This window comes from Pseudomonas flexibilis, assembly GCF_000802425.1.
In the GTDB taxonomy this organism is placed as follows: domain Bacteria; phylum Pseudomonadota; class Gammaproteobacteria; order Pseudomonadales; family Pseudomonadaceae; genus Serpens; species Serpens flexibilis.
The window spans coordinates 104,718-121,667 of the sequence record NZ_JRUD01000007.1; the positions used below are offsets into that span (position 1 = coordinate 104,718).

Below are 16,950 nucleotides of genomic sequence, written 5' to 3' on the forward strand. Positions count from 1 at the left end.
CGCTACCCCTCACACCGCCCCTTCTCCTCCCGATCCCGCTCATATCGCCGACCCAGCGGAAACACCGGCAACCAGCGTTCCCGTCGGATCACCCAGCTCTCGTAGGTCGGCATCAGTTGATCGGGTGCATCCAGCGCACCGAGATGCACCTCGATCTCGTCGCCGGTGCGGGCGAACACGGAGGAACCGCAGTGGGGGCAGAAGGCCCGCCCGGCGTAGTGTCGGGTTTCGCCTGCGATGCGGACTGCGGCCTGCGGGAAGATCGCCGAGGCGCTGAACAACGCGCCGTGGTGTTTACGGCAGTCCAGGCAGTGGCACAGGCCCACCCGGTATGGTTGGCCTGTGGCCACGAGGCGGACCTTGCCGCACAAACAGCCGCCGCTGAATCGTGCAGCGTCACCCTCAGCCATTCACCACACTCCCCCCGTTCACATGAATCACCTGCCCGCAGACGTAGGAGGAATCGTCGCTGGCCAGGTAGACGAAGGCCGGCGCCACTTCGGCGGGCTGGCCAACGCGGCCCAACGGGGTATCGGTGCCGAAGGTGGCCACCTGTTCTGCCGAGAAGGTCGAGGGAATCAGCGGGGTCCAGATCGGGCCCGGCGCCACGCCGTTCACGCGGATACCCTGCGGCGCGAGGTTGATGGCCAGCGAGCGGGTGAAGGCGGTGATCGCGCCCTTGGTGGAGGAATAGTCCAGCAGGATCGGGTTGCCCTTGTAGGCGGTGATCGAGGTGGTGTTGATGATGGTCGCCCCGCGTTTCAGGTGCGGCAGCACGGCGCGGGTGAGCTGGTACATGCCGAAGATGTTGGTGCGGAAGGTGCGCTCCCATTGCTCCGGGCTGATGTCCTCGAGGCTTTTCTGCGGGTGCTGTTCGCCGGCGTTGTTGACCAGGATGTCGATGCGCCCCCACTGCCTGAGGGTTTCCTCGACCACGGTGCGGCAGAAGTCCTCGCCGGCCACATCCCCGGCGAAGTCGATCACCTCACCGCCGTTCTTCCTTATATCCTCCTTGGTGACTTCGGCGTCCTGGTACTCGCTCAGGTAGAGCAGCACGATCTTTGCGCCCTCCAGGGCGAAGTGCACCGCCACCGCCCGGCCGATGCCGCTGTCGGCGCCGCTGATGATGGCGACCCGGTCCTTGAGCTTGCCGGCCGGGCGATAGCTGTCGGACAGGTAGACGGGCTGCGGGGTCATCTCCTCTTCGGAGCCGGGGCGCTGGTCCTGGTGCTGGGGCGGTAGGGCTTGCTTCTGGTCGGGCATTGGAAGAATCCCCATGGACGAGGTGTGTCTGGAACTCGACTCGGCCGGACGCACGGGGTTCGGGTTCAGGGATGCATGGCGTAGGGCGGGCGGCGCTGTTCCGGCCGCCGGGGTGTTGTGCGGTGCCGACTGGCGGACAAGGAATCGTTTCTTCAGCTCCGCTGGCCGGCGTAAAGCCGGCCCTACAGGGTTCGGGGGTGGTTGGTGGTTCGGTGCGCGGGGATTCAGCGTGGCGGCTTGGCGCCGAGCTGTTTCCACATCTTGGCGGTGAGGGTCTGGCGGTTTTCGTAGCCTTGCCAGGGATCGTCCTCGAGCGCATCCAGGCGCTCGCGCAGGTTGAAGATCGTCCACTGGGCGGCGCCGTGCAGGTCGTGCAGTTCGTCGCGGACAATGGGCACCGACACCGCCAGGCCGGGGCGTGCCCGCACCGAGTAGGCGCACACGGTGCTGGAGCCGCGGTTGTTGCGCAGGTAGTCGATGAAGATCTTGCCGATGCGGTTCTTCGGGCCGGAGGTGGCGCTGAAACGGTCCGGCAACTGCTGCGCCATGAAACGCGCAAAGGCCTTGCTGAACGTCTTCACTTCGTCCCAGCCGGCCTTGCGCTGCAGCGGCACGATGATGTGCAGGCCCTTGCCGCCGCTGGTCTTCAGGTAGGCGTCCAGCCCGAGTTCGTCCAGCACCGACAGGCACAGCTGGGCGGCTTCCTGCATGCTGCGCCAGGGCAGCGCCGGGTCGGGGTCCAGGTCGAGCACGAACAGATCGGGGGTTTCGATGGCGTCGTGGGTAGCGCCCCAGGTGTGCAGCTCGATGGTGCCCATCTGCACCGCGCCAATCAGCGCCTTGAGCGAGTCGATTTCCATCAGGCGCGAGTGGCCGGGGTCGAGGCTCTGGTCCAGGTGGCGGATATTGGGAATCGACAGCCGTTCGGCGTGTTTCTGGAAAAACTGCTCGCCCTCCACGCCGTCCGGCGCACGGACCAGCGACACCGGGCGGTCATTGAGAAACGGCAGGATCCAGTGGGCGATATCGGCGTAGAAACGCGCCAGATCCTGCTTCCTGCCGCCGCTTTCCGGGTCGATGACCCGCTGCGGATTGCTGATCGGCACGCCGGCCACTACGACTTTCCCGTCGCGGCGCGGGGACAGGTTTTCCGCCGGCTGCGGGGTTTCATGGCCGATCTCCCTGGCGGGCTTGTCGCTGCGCAGGGCGATGAAACTGGCCTGGCGCACCACGCCTTCGCGGGTCCACTCGGCGAACTCCACTTCCGCCACCAGCTCCGGCTCGACCCAGTGCACATCGCGGGCATCGGCGCCGGTCGGCGGCTCGTCGAGCGGCGGAGTCGGGCGTTCCCGCTCCTTGAGTCGCGCATGCAGTTCACGCAGGCGGGTTTCGTTGAAACCGGTGCCGACGCGCCCGGCATAGCGCAGCTCGCCCTTCTCGTGCACGCCGAGCAGCAGTGCACCGAAGCCGGAGCGGCTGCCCTTGGGCTTGCTGAAACCGATGATCACGAATTCCTGGCGCAGCCGGCACTTGAGCTTGATCCACTCCGGGGTGCGCCGCGACACGTAGCTGCTGCCGGCGCGTTTGCCGATGATGCCTTCGAGTTTCAGCGCGCAGGCGCTTTCGATGATGTCCTGGGGCGCGGCGCTGAAGTCCTCGGAGAAGCGCAGCGTCGCGCTGCGGTTGTTCTCCATCACGGCCCTGAGGGCGGCGCGGCGCTGTTCCACGGGCTGCTCGCGCAGGTCTTCGCCGTTCAGGAAGGGGGCGTCGAACAGGTAGAAGATGATGTCCTTCGGCGCGTTGCGCTCGAAGGCGTTCTGCAGCGCCTGAAAATCCGGCAGACCGTTGTCGCCGAGCACCACCACTTCGCCGTCCAGCCAGGCGTCACCGCAATAGAGCGTCGCCAGCGCCTTGGCCTGCAGCGGCAAGCGCTCGGTCCAGTCATGGCCGTTGCGGGTGTACAGCCGCACGTGCCGACCCTGCTTGCGCGCCAGGATGCGGTAGCCGTCGAACTTGATCTCGTAATGCCAGTCGCCGGGCGGTGGGCGATCCACCAGGGTGGCCAGGGCCGGCTTGAGGATGTCGGGCAGCGGCACGGCAGGCCCTGCCGGGCGCTTCTTGCGCGGGGCCGGGGATTTCGCCGGCTTGCTCGGCTTGCTCGCCTTGGCCGGAATGCTCGCCTCGCTGAGCACGCTGTCTGGCAGCGCTTCGACGATGTTGTACTCGTCGGCGGAGCGCGCCTGCGGGTCGCGTTCCTTGATCAGCAGCCATTGTTCCTTGTCGCCGCTACCGCGCAGATGGGTGCGCACCAGGGTCCAGTCGCCGGCGAGCTTTTCGCCCTGCAGGCTGAACTTGAGCTTGCCGCTCTGGTAGCTGGCGTGCGGATCGCCATGGGGCTGCCAGATGCCCCGGTCCCAGACGATTACATCGCCTGCCCCGTACTGGCCAGCTGGAATGCTGCCCTCGAAGCTGCCGTAGTCCAGGGGATGGTCTTCCACATGCACGGCCAGGCGCTTGTCGCGGGGATCGAGACTGGGCCCCTTGGGCACCGCCCAGCTCTTCAGGGTGCCGTCCAGTTCCAGGCGGAAGTCGTAGTGCAGGCGCCGGGCCGCGTGTTTCTGGATGACGAAGCTCAGCGCGCTGCGCTGGCGTGGCTTGCGCAGCGGCTCTTCGTCCGGTTCCTGGGTGATGGTGAAGTCGCGTTTGCGGCGGTACTCGTCGAGCTTGCGATTCATGGGCGCTTACCGGGCCTGCTTGCGAGGGGCGCGCCGCTTCGGGGCGGCAGGCTTGTCCTGCTCGTCATCGTCGGACTTACCCTTCCCTTTTGCCTCTGCGCCACGCTCGCTGAGGCTGCGCTTGAGCAGTTCGGTCAGATCGATGACATCGGCGCTGCGCCGGGTTTCCGCTTCGCCGGATACCGCTTCCACTTCGTGGATCTTGCCCTTCTGCGCCTTCTCTTCCACCAGGTCCATGATCTGCTCCTGGAACTGGTCGCGGTATTCCTCGGGCTGCCAGTCGCCAGCCATGTCCTCGATCAGGCGCCTGGCCATCTCCAGTTCGCTCTTGGCCAGGTTGGGCTTGGTCACCGTGGGACCGAGTTCCAGGGTCGCCAGGCCGCGCACCTCGGCCGGCCAGCGCAGCTTGACCAGCACCAGGGCATCCTCCAGGGGCATCAGCGCCGTCAGGTACTGGCGGGTGTGCAGCACCACCCGGGCCAGGGCCACCTTGTCGCTCTGGCGCAGCGCTTCGCGCAGCAGCGCGTAGACCTTCTCGCCGCGCCGTTCGGGACTGAGGTAGTACGGGGTGTCGATGTTCTGCAGCGGAATGGCGCTGCGCTCGACGAACGAGAAGATGTCGATGGTCTGCGTGGCCTCCGGATGGGCGGCGCGGATTTCTTCGTCGCTGAGCACCACGTAGCGGCCCTTTTCGTACTGCACACCCTTGACGATGTTCTCGCTGGTGATTTCCTTGCCGGTGACCTTGTTGATGCGCTTGTAGCCGACCGGGTCCATGCTGCGCTTGTCCAGCCAGTCGAAGTCGACGCCCTGCTTCGAGGTCGCGGATACCAGACCGACTGGGATATGCACCAGGCCGAAGCTGATTGCGCCTTTCCAGATTGAGCGTGGCATTGCGGATAACCTCCCCGCTCCCGGCTCCGCTGGCGGTTGACGCTAGTCCCTGTGGCGTTCGCAGCGGTCGACCAGGCGCGGCACGATGTTCAGGATGAACAGCCCCAGCAGCGTGCCCAGCAGGGCAAGGAGCGCACTCCCCAGGCCGGTGGCAATGCCGATGGCGGCGGTGAGCCAGATGCCGGCGGCGGTGGTCAGGCCCTTCACGTCGCGGTCGTTGTCGCTCTTGAGTATGGTCCCGGCACAGAGAAAGCCCACGCCGGCGACGATGCCCTGTATGACGCGGCTCATGGCGTCTTCCTCGGAGCCGCTCAGACTCGGTGCCATGACGAACAGCGCGCTGCCCACCGCGACCAGCATATGGGTGCGTATCCCGGCGGCCTTGCCATGGTGTTCGCGCTCGAAACCTAGCAGCCCGCCGAACAGCGCGGCGAGGGCAAGGCGCAACACGATGCGCGTGGCATGCTCCAGATCGGTGGTGTCGCCTAACTCATCCGCCAGGGTCTCGACGAGCACTGCCCATGCGTCCATTCATCATGCCTGTCCATCATCGGGTCGGTAGCGCTTGCTGGCGCAGCGACTGCAGCGCTGGCACAGCAGGGTTTCGGATCCCAGGCGGACACGGGTTGGCTGTGTCCACAGGCAGCCGACAAGCAGGCAACGCAAGCACATGATGACCTCCAGGGCCTGGCCTCTGTTCAGGATCATGGTTTTGGACTGCCGAGACGGCGAGAGGTTTTGCGAAAGGGGTACAAAGGGACGTTGGAGAACCGCATCCGGGGCGGAAGCGTCCAGCTTCCGCCCATGGCACTCAATCAGCTACTGCTGCTGCGACCGCCGCCATGGCTTTGCTGTCCACCCTTTTTGCCTGCTTCCGAGGCGCGTTGCGGGTCATTCTTGAAGTTGCCGCCACTGGCTTGACCGCCTTTCTTGCCAGCTTCGGAGGCCCGTTGTGGATCCTCAGCGAAGTTGCCTTTACCGCCTTGATGCTGAGCCATTTTCGATGTCCTCGTGTTCAGGATTTAATGCGGGCGCTTGGCGCACCCATAGCCTCTGAAAGCGTGATTTCGCGTAAGTTCGAGGTATTTCTATAGCGATTTGTTGTTAAGAGCCTGCCCTGCGTGGCTTGCGGTAACAAGACGACTGGTCGGTTCAGCCTTGTTCCGGCGGCAGGCTGGGACTCACTTTCCAGATATCCGCCGCGTACTCGCGAATGGTGCGATCCGAGGAGAACCAGCCGGCCCTCGCGCAGTTCAGAATTGCCGAACGCCACCAGCGGTCGGGCTGGCGCCAGTATTCCTCGACCTGCAGCTGCGCCGCCCAGTAGGCGTCGAAGTCGGCGCACACCATGAAGGTGTCCTGGTGCTGCAGGCCCTGTATCAGGGCCGCATAGCGATGCGGCTCATCGGGGCTGAACACCCCGCCGCGGATGGCTTCCAGCGCCTCGCGCAGGCGCTCCGAGCCGGCGATCAGGCCTGACATGTCCAGCTCGCCGGCATGGCGGCGCAGGTTCACCTCGTCGGCGGTCATGCCGAAGATGAACATGTGTTCGCGGCCGATCTGCTCGCTCATTTCCACGTTGGCGCCATCCAGGGTGCCAATGGTCAGGGCACCGTTCAGGGCGAACTTCATGTTGCTGGTGCCGGAGGCCTCCATGCCGGCGGTGGAGATCTGCTCGGACAGGTCGGCGGCGGGGATGATGATTTCCGCCAGGCTGACGTTGTAGTTGGGCAGGAACACCACCTTGAGCTGCCCGCGCAGCGTGGGGTCGTTGTTGATGGTACGGGCGATATCGTTGGCCAGCTTGATGATCAGCTTGGCCTGGTAGTAGCTGGCCGCCGCCTTGCCGGCGAAGATTTTCACCCGCGGCACCCAGTCCACCGTCGGGTCGTTGCGGATCGCCTGGTAGAGCGCCACGCAGTGCAGCAGATTGAGCAGTTGGCGCTTGTACTCGTGGATGCGCTTGACCTGCACATCGAAGATCGCCCGGGTATCCAGGTTGATGCCCAGCCATTCCTTGACCAGTCGCGCCAGGGCAGCCTTGTTGCCTTGGCGCATGGCCATGAACTGCTTGCGAAACCCGCTCTTCTCGGCCCAGGCCTCCAGGTCGCGCAGTCGTTGTTCGGGCGCATCCAGTACCGATTCGCCGAGACGCTCGACCAGCAGGCCGGTCAGGGCCGGGTTGGCCTGGTACAGCCAGCGCCGGAAGGTGACGCCATTGGTCTTGTTGTTGATGCGCTCCGGGTACAGCCCGTGCAGCTCGCGGAACACGGTCTGGCGCATCAGGTCGGTGTGCAGCGCCGATACGCCATTGATGCTGTGGCTGCCGAGAAAGGCCAGGCTGCCCATGCGCACCCGGCGCCCCTGGTCTTCCTCGATCAGCGACACGGCGCGCAGCAGGCCGAAATCATGGATGTCCCTGGCGCGCAGCGCGTCGATGTGCTCCGCGTTGATCAGGTAGATGATCTGCATGTGGCGCGGCAGCAGTCGCTCCATCAGCGACACCGGCCAGGATTCCAGCGCCTCGGGCAACAGCGTGTGGTTGGTGTAGGACAGGGTCGCCACGGTCAAGCGCCAGGCCTCGGCCCATTCAACGTCGTGCTCGTCCACCAGCAGGCGCATCAGCTCGGCCACGGCGATGGCCGGGTGGGTGTCGTTGAGCTGGATGGCCACCATGTCCGGCAGGCGTTCCAGCGGGTAGTGGCTGAGGTGGCGGCCCAGCAGGTCCTGCAGCGAGGCGGAGACGAAGAAGTACTCCTGGCGCAGGCGCAGCTCCTGGCCGGCCTCGGTGACATCGGCCGGATACAGCACTCGGGAAATGCTGTCCGCCTTGACCGCTTCGGCCACCGCCCCCAGGTGGTCGCCGGCGTTGAAGCGCTCCAGCTGCAGGTAACGCTCGGCGCGCGAACGCCACAGGCGCAAGGTATTCACGCTGTGGCGCCGCCAGCCGATGATCGGCGTGTCGTAGGCAATCGCCCGAACGGTGTCGCTGGGCAACCACACCTGGCGGCTGTTGCCGTTGTCGCCGGTGCTCATCACGCTGCCGCCGAAGCCCACCGTGTAGCTGACCTCGGAGCGCTCGAATTCCCACGGGTTGCCGAACTCCAGCCAGGTTTCCGTGTGCTCGTGTTGCCAGCCATCGATGAGTACCTGGCGGAACAGCCCGTGCTCGTAGCGGATGCCGTAGCCGTGGGCCGCCACGCCCAGAGTGGCCATGCTTTCCATGAAACAGGCAGCCAATCGGCCCAGGCCGCCGTTGCCTAGCGCGGCATCCGGTTCCAGTTCGCGGATCTCCTCGAAGTCCACCCCCAGGTCGTGCAGTGCCGCACGGGCCGTGTCCAGCAGGCCCAGGTTGCTCAGGTTGTCGACCAGCAGGCGACCGATGAGAAATTCCAGCGACAGGTAATAGACGCGCTTCTCCTCGCTGCGGTCGATCTGCAACGCCGCGTCTTCCCAGCGGTCGATGATGTGGTCGCGCGCCGCCAGCGCGGTGGCTTCGAACCAGTCATGGGGGCACGCCGAGGTGATGTCCTTGCCGGTGGCGTACTTGAGCTTGTCGAGGATGCGCGCGCGAAAGGCCTCCACACCTTCGCTGGGCTGGTCGGCGGGCTGGGACATGGTGCGTTCCTCGCTGCGAATCGGGATGGACTGTCATTCTGAAAGCCGATGCGGGCTGACGGTTCCCGCCCCGCCTGTCCGGCCGGGCAAACCGAGGGCGCGGAGAGGGGATCGAAGGGGTTTGTTCCTGGAGTCACCACCATGCCTCGTGGCAGTAAAGACAAGTACACAGCCAAACAGGAGCGCAAGGCCGAGCACATCGAGGACAGCTACAAGGCCAAGGGCGTTTCCGAGGATGAAGCCGAGGCCCGCGCCTGGGCGACAGTCAACAAGCAGTCCGGCGGCGGCGAGCGCGCCGGTGGCTCCGGACGCAGGAAGAGCGCTGCGGCCAAGGCCGATGATCGTGAGGAATCGGCCCGGCGGGCCGTGGCCACCCGGCGTGGCGTACCCCGTGCCCGCTCGGCGCCTGAGCGGCAGGAGAAGACCCGCGCTCAGCTGATGGAGGAAGCGCGGGCCAAGGACATTCGCGGGCGTTCGACAATGCGCAAGGCTGAGCTGATCGAGGCGCTGAAGCAGACGGGTTAGCTGCGTACCGCCCCGGTGGCCAGCGCGATCTTGCGCCGCGCGGTCGCCGCTTCGCGTTGCAGGAAGGAACCCGAGGCGACGGCGGACAGCAGGATCATCACATCCCCCAGCAACTCGGACATTTCCTCGAAGAACACATGGTGCGGGATGCTGCCCAGCACCTGTTTCTCGAACACATCGCCCAGCAGCAGGAAGCCCAGCCCGCTCAGCAGCAGCAGGCCGGCGCGCGAGCGGGCGAAGTCCAGGCCACAGCGCAACTGCGCGCGAAAGCCGGCGAACAGCGCGCACAGGCACAACAGGATCAGCCCGATCCCCAGCGAGAGGTTGCGGCCGCTACCCGAGCCCAGCAGGATCAGCAGATCCGGAATATCCAGGGTTTCGACGTCGACTTCGCGCAGTACGAAGCCATAGCACAGCAAGGCGCAGAACAGGACCACCAGGCGTCCCGTGCCCTTCTCCCAGATCGCTGTAGCGAGAAACATCAGGCAGGACAGCGCCAGCAGGACGGCCTGCAGGGTTTCCAGGATGCCATTCTCGGCGTAGACATTGACGTTGCCTTCCACGAACAGCGAATAGGTGGCCAGGGCGCCAAAGCCGAGCCAGGCGCCCAGGATAGCCGACACGACTGTCTTCTCATCGAACCTTCTATCGAACATCGCATACCTCATGACTACCCGGGGGAGTACCTGCCCGGATTGGGCCGGTCACTATACTTACAAGGCTTCTGTAGACAATGGACTCGAAATGCTAAGGTGTGTTGCATTTTTGTCTCTTATTGAACCGTCATGAGCAATCTCAGCGATCTCGAACTCTTCGCCCTCACAGTCAAGCACGGGGGATTCAGCGCCGCCTCGCGAGCCGCAGGCATCGAGAAGTCGCGCCTGAGCCGCCGGGTAACGGCCCTGGAAAAACAGCTGGGCGTAGCGCTGCTCCACCGCACCACCCGCACGGTGGTGCTCACCGAGGCGGGCCAGCATTTCCACCGACACTGCCAGGCGACCCTGGAAAGCCTGCGCGCGACCTACGAATGCCTGGCCGAGCTGCAGGCCGAGCCTGCTGGCGTCGTGCGCATCAGTGCGCCGCTGCTGCTCGCCGAAAGTTATCTGGCGCACGTAGTGCCGGAGTACCTGCGTGCACACCCCAAGGTTTCGGTGGTGATCGAGGCCGGTGACAGCGATGTGGATCTGTTCGCCGACCGGGTCGATATCGCTCTACGCGTCATTACGCCAGGCAAGGACAGTGAGCCGAGTGGCGTGGTCATTCGCGAGCTGGGACGGTCCTCGCCGATCCTGGTGGCCAGCCCGGATTTCCTGGCCCGCCATGGAACGCCCCGGTCGATCGACGAGCTGAGCGGGCTGCCCTCCATTTGCCGTCCGGAGGAAGTGTCCCAGGGTTCCGGTTACTGGGAGCTGTTTCGTGAGCGCGCAGTACCGGTGGTGGTTCGCCACAATCCGGCGCTAGTAACCCGGAACATCCGGGTGCAACTGGAGGCAGCGATTCACGGCACCGGGGTCGCTCTGCTCCACGGCACCCTGCTCAAGGCCACCCTTCGCGAGGGCCTGCTGGCACGTGTCCTTCCCGAGTGGAACGGCCGAACCAGTGCGCTGGGACTTGCCTACCCGAGCCCGCGCGGCATGCTGCCTTCGGTGCGCAGCCTGATCGACTTCATTCTGCTCACTCTGCCGGGAGTTCTGGATCAGGATTTCTATGCCGAGGCGGGGCGCGGGCGTTAGGTCGCGTTATCGGTCAGCGCCATCTGCAACCCCATCGCGCAGGCTGTTATCCGGGCTCTCCATCCGCGGGGGCCTGATGGGGACCCTCTAGGGGCGGCTTTACCCCGGCAGGCGGCACCTGCCTGGGCAGCTGCGGCCGTTGCTCAACCGCCAGCCCGCCAAACGACACCGTGGCATCCACATAACGCAGTGCCGACTTCATGTCCTTCCAGCCGACATACTGCATCAGCGCCTTCAGGTCCCAGCCGCTGCCGGCGGCCCAGGTGGCGAAGCCGCGACGCAGCGAGTGGCTGCTATACGCTTCGGCCGGAATGCCGGCCTGCTCCAGGATGCGCCGCAGCAAGGCGATCAGGCTGTTGGGGTTGAGTCCCTCTCCGGCCAGACGCCCCCAGCGGTCGATGCGTCGGAATACCGAGCCGCTGGTCAGCCCGGCGGTACCGATCCAGTCCAGGTAGGCCTGTACCGGGCAGAGCCGGCGCAAGGCCGGCGCCTGATGCGTCACGCCCAGATTGTCTCTGTCGCCCTTGCTGCGCGGCAGGTATAGGGTCATGCCAGAGCCGGCCACCGCCTGGACGTGCTCCACCTGTAGGCGGCACAACTCATCGCTGCGAAAGCCCCGCCAGAAGCCCAGCAACAGCAGCGCGCGATCCCGGCGGGCGCGCAACAGGGCCGCTCGGTTTCCATCCTGAAGGGCCTCTTCTGCCTGGCGTTCCAGATCGTCAGCCACCTGCTGCAACTGTTGCAGCTGCAGCGGCGCAGCCTGCTTTTCCCGGGCTGGATGCAGGCTGCGGATGCCTTTCAGTACCTGGCGTACCAGCGGCGCCTTGGTGGGATCGGGAAAGCCCTGGGTGACATGCCACTGCGACAAGGCCGCCAGACGCAGCTTGAGGGTGTTGAGCGCAAGCGTTCCGGCATGCTCGGCCAGGTAGCGGGCCACGCTGTCATTGGTCGCGGGCAGGAAGCCACCCCAGCTCACCTCGAAGTGCTCGATGGCGGCCTGGTAACTGCGCCGGGTGTTCTCCCGGGTGCCGGCCTGCAGATAGCGCTCGACCTCGCTCATGTCCTCTCCCCTGTACCGCTGTGAGGTCAGCTGTGCCTGAGAACGGCCCTGACCTGTGATAAGCCTCCATTATCTTATCTTTATTCTAGGCTGCATGTTGCGCAGAATATAGCCATACTGGTATGTATTTACGTATTACGTACAAACGCTACGAAATAATAGGAGCACACATGGCACGCAGCGGCATCAACAGGGCACTGGTGCAGAAGGCAAGGGATGCACTGCTCGCCCGTGGCGAGCACCCCAGCATCGACGCCATCCGCGTTGAGCTCGGCAATACCGGGTCCAAGAGCACCATCCACCGTTGCCTCAAGGAGCTGGAGGGTCGGGGGTCGACCATCCAGACCGAGCCTGGCACGCCGATCAGCGAGCGGCTCGGACAACTCGTGGCGCGTCTGGCCGAGGCGCTGGAAGAGGAAGCCGCCGAGGGCGTGGCCGAGGAGCGCGCCGAGCTGGCCCGCGACCGCCTGGAATGGCAGCAGCGCCTGCAGGACAGCGAGGCGCGGGTCAGTCAAGTGCAGACGCAGCACGGCGAGTTGGCCAGCCGTCTCGCCGAGCAGGGCCAGGTAAACAATCAGCTGCGCGACCAGTTGCAACAACGCGAACTGGAGTTGGCGCGCGCCCTGCAGGCCACCCAGGACCTGCAGACGCGCCTGGAGGACCGCGACGGCCAGATCCGCTCGCTGGAAGAAAAGCATCAGCACGCACGGGATGCGCTGGAGCACTATCGCCAGGCCAGCCGTGAACAGCGTGAGCAGGACCAGCGCCGGCATGAAACCCAACTGCAGCAGCTGCAGATGGAGCTGCGTCAGGCGCAGCAGAGCCTGCTGGTCAAACAGGACGAGCTGACTCGCCTGCACCGGGACAATGAGCGGCTGCTTACCGAGTCTGCGCAACTGCGGCGTGAGCAGGAGCGCCTGTCTGCGGAGTTGCCTGCCCTGCAAGAGCGCCTTGCCCAGGCCGGAACCTCCGTGCAGGTGCTACAGGTGCGTCTGGAGACTGCGCAACAGGAGGTGAAGAAGTTGGGGGTCGCGCGCATGGAAGACGCCGAGCGTTTGCGGCAGGCGCACGTGGAGCTGTCTCGCCGAACGGCACCGGACCTGTACCGGGCGTTGGCGCTACGCCCAGACGACTGCCGCCCCCTGCTGGAGGCGGTCCTGCCACTGGCAACGGATGCGGGCCAGCGTCTGCAGCAGGCATTTCCCAGCGATGCCGAACGCCTGCGCACGGAGCGCGAAACCGAGTTGCATCTGAAAGAGCGCCTTGAAGCCCTGCTGCCCTGCCAGGCGGAAGGCAGCCAGCGGGCGGTCTGGCTGGTAGACGGCTGCGTGGGTGCCGCCTTGCATGGCGGCGCCTTCAGCATCGCGCTGTTGCGTGATGGCAAACCCGTGCTGGCACTGGTCATGGCGCCGAGCGACGAACAGGGGCAGGCCGATTGCATCGCCTGGGCGTCTGGGCTGGAGGGCTTGCTGCGTAACGGTACTCCTGTGACCTCTGCCCTGCCTCGCCTGCGGCTGGATAAGGGCGCGCAGGTGCTTTCAGATCGGGCGGACGAGCGGCTGCGGCAATGGAGTGCGCCGGCGGAGCTGATGCTGGTGCCGCATCCCGCCTACCGCCTGGCGCGCGTTGCCGCCGGTGACGGGGTATGCGCCTTGGGCAGCCAGAGCGTGCCGCAACGAAGCCTGCGCGCCGCGCTGGCTCTGCTCAAGGCGGCTGGAGGCGTGCTGTTGGACCCCCGCGGGCAATTGATCGAGCCAGGGCGCGAATCCCTGGACGGCTTCTGGGCCGGCGCCTCCAGTGCCTGCGCCCTGCTGGTGGAGCGCAGCCGGCAGGTGCGGCTGCGCTGACGGTTCACGAGGCTTTCTTGAGCCCCTTTTTCATGCTTTCCATCTCCAGACCGAGTTCTTCGAGGCGCGATTTGCCCAGCAGCTTGGTCGCTTCAGGGAAGAGTTCCCCCTCTTCTTCCTCGATATGGTGTTCGAGCAGTTCCTTGAGAACCTTCACCCGGCCGGTGAACGGAAGGCTTGCCGGGTCGGTCTGCAACAGGTCCGGCAGCACCAGCGCCTCGACGGTCCGATGCTCCTCGCGGGCCTCGGCATCCATGATGGCGGCATCCTTGCCGCCTGCCTGCTTGTAGGCGGGATAGAAAAGCTGCTCCTCCAGCTGGGTGTGGATGGACAGCTCCAGTTCGATCTTGTGCAGCAGCTCCTGACGGGTCTTCACCGCCCGTTCGGTGGTCGCACTCAGCTGTTCCAGCAGCTTGCGCACGGTTTCATGGTCTTGTTTGAGCAGCTCGATGGCATTCATTCGGTCTCTCCACGTCATATCACCCTCACGGTAGGGAGCAGACCGCCAGGCCACGCCAGCGGTTCGTGTACCGGGATGGATGGCTGCCTCCCGGCCCGGTCTCATGAACCTATCGGTCCCAGGGTCGTCAATCAGTCATCCGTGCTGCGAGGTCAGATCATGCTGAACACGCTGCCCCGACTGCTGCACGCTCCAGCAGGTGCCTGGCTGGATATTCGCAAAAGGGCTGATCGTCACCCGTGGGGGTTCGCGCCCGTCCTGCTCGGACTAGCGCTGTTGCCGGCAATCTGCACCTATATCGGTGCGGTCAAGGTCGGCTGGAGCTTCTTCGGCGAGAACGATGTTCGCTACCTGGCCCCGCACAGCGGATTCAACCTGGCGCTGATGTGCTATCTGGCCTTCCTGTGCGGTGTTCTGGTGATGGCAGTGCTGACCCGCTGGGTGCTGTACCGCACGGCGTCGCGTCCGACGCTGCCGGAAAGCCTGACCTTCAACACCGTCGTGGCCGTACCCCTGATGCTGGGAGGCCTGGCTGCCCTGCATCCGGAACGCTGGCTGTTGCTGATCGTGGCGGTACTGACCAGCGGCGCATCCACGTTCCTGCTATTCGTCGGGGTGCCGGTCTTCATGCGCATGACGCGGCGGGAGTCCCTGTTCTACACCGCCTGCCTTCTCGGTTTCGGCTTCCTGGCGCTGCTGACCACGGCCTTCATGTTCCTGGAGTTCTGGCTGGAGACCTTCATGACCAGTGAGTACCGGACGGAGCCGGCGCTCCCTCTCGACGATTCCATGACCCCATCGCAGGAGAACGCACCATGAAACACCCTTGGTTGCCCGTTGCCGGGCTTTCCTTGTTGCTGACCGCTGCGTCGGCCTGGGCGGATATGAGAGCACAGGACTTCGTCGACAAGGCGTCGGCTGCCGGCATGGCGGAGATCGAAGCTGCCCGTTTGGCCCTGGAGGAAGGCCATTCCGCGGAGGTAAAGCGCTTCGCCGAGCGGATGATCAAGGATCACACGGCAGCTAACGAGGACCTCAAGGCCCTGGCCAGCCGCAAGCAGCTCGAGGTTGCCGACGCTCCCGATGCCATGGACAAGGCAAAGACCATGCTCCTTGAATTGCGTGAGGGCGAGAACTTCGATGACGCCTACGCCCGGAACCAGGTCAATGCCCATGAGCAAGTGGTCGAGCTGTTCCGAGAAGCGTCGCAGAGCCTCGACGACCGGGAGCTGCAGGCGTTCGCCAAGGAAAAACTGCCCGCGCTGGAGGAGCACCTGGAAATGGCCCGCAAGCTGGCCGGTGACCAATAAGCCCGACCTCCCGCTGGAAACCAGGCGCTGCGTGGGCTGCAGCCGGTCGCTCGGGCCCGGGAAGGCTCAGTCCCCTGCTAAAGTGAATGAGTCACTGCTGAATCACAGAGGGACGGCAACATGTCAAAACAAGAAAGCCCTATCGATTACCTGATCGAAGTGCTCTCCAAGGACTACCGGATCACCCGCGAACTCCGACCGGATGCTTCACTGGTCCTGACGCTGCATCGGCGTTCCGACGACGTCCAGGTGCTGCGTCGGGTGGTGACGGCGCAGGAGCAACGCAATCCCGTGCTCATCAACGATGTGCTGGAGCGCGTTCGCCGCGACCTGCTTGCTCACCAGGGCCCCCTGCAGAAAAGCCATATCGGCTACTTCCACAAACGCCTCCAGTTGCCCTACTTCTGATCACCGGAACGGGGCGGTGTGCCGCCCCCATCCGGCCCTTCCTTGGAATCATTCGCCGTCGCGCTTGCCCAACGAGCAGTGTCCGTTAGGAGCGGGACATGCCGCGATCTCCCGAAGCGCCAGAGGATGACTTCAGACCCCGCGATCATCCCGTCGAGGATGACATCGCCTTCCAGCGCAAGGCCTGGAAAGTGGAGCGGGTCGGCTGGGCGTGCCTGCTGGTTCTGGTCGTGCTCGCCCTGCTGGGGTTGTTTTCCAATGGTCCCTTGAGCGACCGACGCCTGACAACGCCCGACGGCACCCTGCAGGTCGATGACCAGCGCTTTCTCCGCCAGGGCGGACGCAGTCCCCTGCGACTTGCCCTGCAGGGCGAGCCGGGCGCCACACTGCAGGTCGTGCTGGAGGCGCCGTTCCTGGATACCCACCGGATCGAGGCGCTTGAACCGCACCCGCTGGAATCGGGTAGCGCACAAGGTGGGCTGCGCCTGGCGGTGCGCGCTGACCGGGACGGCCGCGCAACCCTGCACTTCAGCCTGCGACCGGACCGGACGGGAGCGACCCACCTGACGATACGGTTCGGCGAGCACCGACTGCGGCTCTGGCAGTTCATCTATCCCTGAAGGAGGTGACCATGGACGTGGTGCTGCGTGCGGCATCCCTCTATTTCGCCCTGATGGTGCTGTTTCGCCTGGCGGGGCGCCGCTCGCTGGCGGAGATCACCCCGTTCGACCTGATCCTGCTGCTGGTGATTGGCGAAGCCACCCAGGAAGCCCTACTGGGCGATGACCATTCCTTTTCCAACAGCCTGCTGGCGATCTGCACGCTGGTGGTTCTCGACGTCGGGCTGTCGATGCTCAAGCTGCGCAGCAAGGGGACTCAGCGATGGCTGGATGGCACGCCGACGCTGCTGGTCGAACATGGTCGCCCGCTCAGGGCGCGCATGGTGGAGGCGCGCCTCCAGGATGAGGACATTCTTCAGGCGGCCCGACAGGGCCAGGGACTGGAGCACATGGAGCAGATCAAGTACGCGATCCTCGAACCCAACGGGAAGATCTCGATCATCCCCTATTCGTAGGGGTGGCAATGCCACCACCCCC

General features: G+C 65.2%; 19 protein-coding genes. 8 read left to right on the forward strand and 11 right to left on the reverse strand.

The features are described from left to right. Nucleotides 1-2: 2 nt before the first annotated feature. The 8 genes from SF06_RS05650 to SF06_RS05675 form a co-directional block, all read right to left on the reverse strand. Entirely contained in the window at nt 3-410 is a 408-nt protein-coding gene (locus tag SF06_RS05650) for a GFA family protein (protein ID WP_027590318.1), read from the reverse strand. Continuing rightward, nucleotides 403-1,263 (reverse strand): SDR family oxidoreductase, encoded by an 861-nt coding sequence (locus SF06_RS05655; protein ID WP_039560275.1) that lies wholly within the window; start codon nt 1,261-1,263, stop codon nt 403-405. The genes SF06_RS05650 and SF06_RS05655 overlap by 8 nt, the downstream gene beginning before the upstream one ends. 224 nt (nt 1,264-1,487) lie before the next feature. Next, nucleotides 1,488-3,998: a DNA ligase D gene (ligD, locus tag SF06_RS05660; protein WP_039560276.1), complete on the reverse strand. Its 2,511-nt coding sequence runs from the start codon at nt 3,996-3,998 to the stop codon at nt 1,488-1,490. A gap of 6 nt (nt 3,999-4,004) precedes the next feature. Then, nucleotides 4,005-4,892 (reverse strand): non-homologous end joining protein Ku, encoded by an 888-nt coding sequence (gene ku, locus SF06_RS05665; RefSeq protein ID WP_039560277.1) that lies wholly within the window; start codon nt 4,890-4,892, stop codon nt 4,005-4,007. 42 nt (nt 4,893-4,934) lie between these two features. Further along, on the reverse strand, nt 4,935-5,423 hold the full coding sequence (locus tag SF06_RS05670) for an MgtC/SapB family protein (RefSeq protein ID WP_039560278.1): 489 nt from the start codon (nt 5,421-5,423) through the stop codon (nt 4,935-4,937). A 3-nt stretch (nt 5,424-5,426) separates the two neighbouring features. Next, the gene (locus tag SF06_RS18875) at nt 5,427-5,600 is read right to left on the reverse strand and encodes a PSPA7_2676 family Cys-rich small protein (RefSeq protein WP_413786120.1); all 174 of its coding nucleotides are present in this window, start codon (nt 5,598-5,600) and stop codon (nt 5,427-5,429) included. Nucleotides 5,601-5,707: 107 nt separating this feature from the next. Continuing rightward, nucleotides 5,708-5,890, reverse strand: a complete 183-nt coding sequence (locus SF06_RS17935; RefSeq protein ID WP_074467522.1) for a con-10 family general stress protein — start codon at nt 5,888-5,890, stop codon at nt 5,708-5,710. 154 nt (nt 5,891-6,044) lie between these two features. Continuing rightward, complete coding sequence (locus SF06_RS05675; protein ID WP_039560279.1) at nt 6,045-8,510, reverse strand: glycogen/starch/alpha-glucan phosphorylase; 2,466 nt, start codon at nt 8,508-8,510, stop codon at nt 6,045-6,047. Nucleotides 8,511-8,651: 141 nt separating this feature from the next. Here SF06_RS05675 and SF06_RS05680 point away from each other — a divergent pair, with 141 nt between their 5' ends. After that, nucleotides 8,652-9,035: a Rho termination factor N-terminal domain-containing protein gene (locus SF06_RS05680; RefSeq protein ID WP_027590324.1), complete on the forward strand. Its 384-nt coding sequence runs from the start codon at nt 8,652-8,654 to the stop codon at nt 9,033-9,035. Here SF06_RS05680 and SF06_RS05685 read toward each other — a convergent pair. Further along, nucleotides 9,032-9,658: a hypothetical protein gene (locus SF06_RS05685; RefSeq protein WP_027590325.1), complete on the reverse strand. Its 627-nt coding sequence runs from the start codon at nt 9,656-9,658 to the stop codon at nt 9,032-9,034. The two genes, SF06_RS05680 and SF06_RS05685, sit on opposite strands and share 4 nt — an antisense overlap. Before the next feature lie 162 nt (nt 9,659-9,820). On the opposite strand from SF06_RS05685, the gene SF06_RS05690 reads away from it, so the two are divergent. Beyond that, nucleotides 9,821-10,768, forward strand: a complete 948-nt coding sequence (locus tag SF06_RS05690; RefSeq protein WP_027590326.1) for a LysR substrate-binding domain-containing protein — start codon at nt 9,821-9,823, stop codon at nt 10,766-10,768. A gap of 46 nt (nt 10,769-10,814) precedes the next feature. Here the strand turns inward: SF06_RS05690 and SF06_RS05695 are convergent, their stop codons facing one another. Next, nucleotides 10,815-11,828 (reverse strand): site-specific integrase, encoded by a 1,014-nt coding sequence (locus SF06_RS05695; RefSeq protein WP_081993404.1) that lies wholly within the window; start codon nt 11,826-11,828, stop codon nt 10,815-10,817. Nucleotides 11,829-11,998: 170 nt separating this feature from the next. Here SF06_RS05695 and SF06_RS18500 point away from each other — a divergent pair, with 170 nt between their 5' ends. Further along, entirely contained in the window at nt 11,999-13,675 is a 1,677-nt protein-coding gene (locus SF06_RS18500; protein WP_065365669.1) for a DNA-binding protein, read from the forward strand. A gap of 4 nt (nt 13,676-13,679) precedes the next feature. On the opposite strand, the gene SF06_RS05705 is transcribed toward SF06_RS18500, so the two are convergent. Further along, complete coding sequence (locus SF06_RS05705; RefSeq protein ID WP_027590327.1) at nt 13,680-14,135, reverse strand: PA2171 family ribosome-binding persister protein; 456 nt, start codon at nt 14,133-14,135, stop codon at nt 13,680-13,682. Between the two features lie 159 nt (nt 14,136-14,294). Between SF06_RS05705 and SF06_RS05710 the strand changes: the two genes are divergently transcribed. From SF06_RS05710 to SF06_RS05730, 5 genes are all read left to right on the forward strand, one after another. Beyond that, a complete protein-coding gene (locus tag SF06_RS05710) occupies nt 14,295-14,954 on the forward strand; it encodes a Yip1 family protein (protein ID WP_081993407.1) in 660 nt (219 codons plus the stop codon). Continuing rightward, on the forward strand, nt 14,951-15,445 hold the full coding sequence (locus SF06_RS05715; protein WP_039560280.1) for a DUF4142 domain-containing protein: 495 nt from the start codon (nt 14,951-14,953) through the stop codon (nt 15,443-15,445). The genes SF06_RS05710 and SF06_RS05715 overlap by 4 nt, the downstream gene beginning before the upstream one ends. 120 nt (nt 15,446-15,565) lie before the next feature. Continuing rightward, nucleotides 15,566-15,853: a DUF3509 domain-containing protein gene (locus SF06_RS05720; RefSeq protein WP_052199725.1), complete on the forward strand. Its 288-nt coding sequence runs from the start codon at nt 15,566-15,568 to the stop codon at nt 15,851-15,853. 98 nt (nt 15,854-15,951) lie between these two features. Continuing rightward, a complete protein-coding gene (locus SF06_RS05725; protein WP_027590329.1) occupies nt 15,952-16,473 on the forward strand; it encodes a hypothetical protein in 522 nt (173 codons plus the stop codon). A gap of 11 nt (nt 16,474-16,484) precedes the next feature. Then, nucleotides 16,485-16,928: a DUF421 domain-containing protein gene (locus SF06_RS05730; protein ID WP_039560281.1), complete on the forward strand. Its 444-nt coding sequence runs from the start codon at nt 16,485-16,487 to the stop codon at nt 16,926-16,928. Nucleotides 16,929-16,950 lie beyond the last annotated feature (22 nt).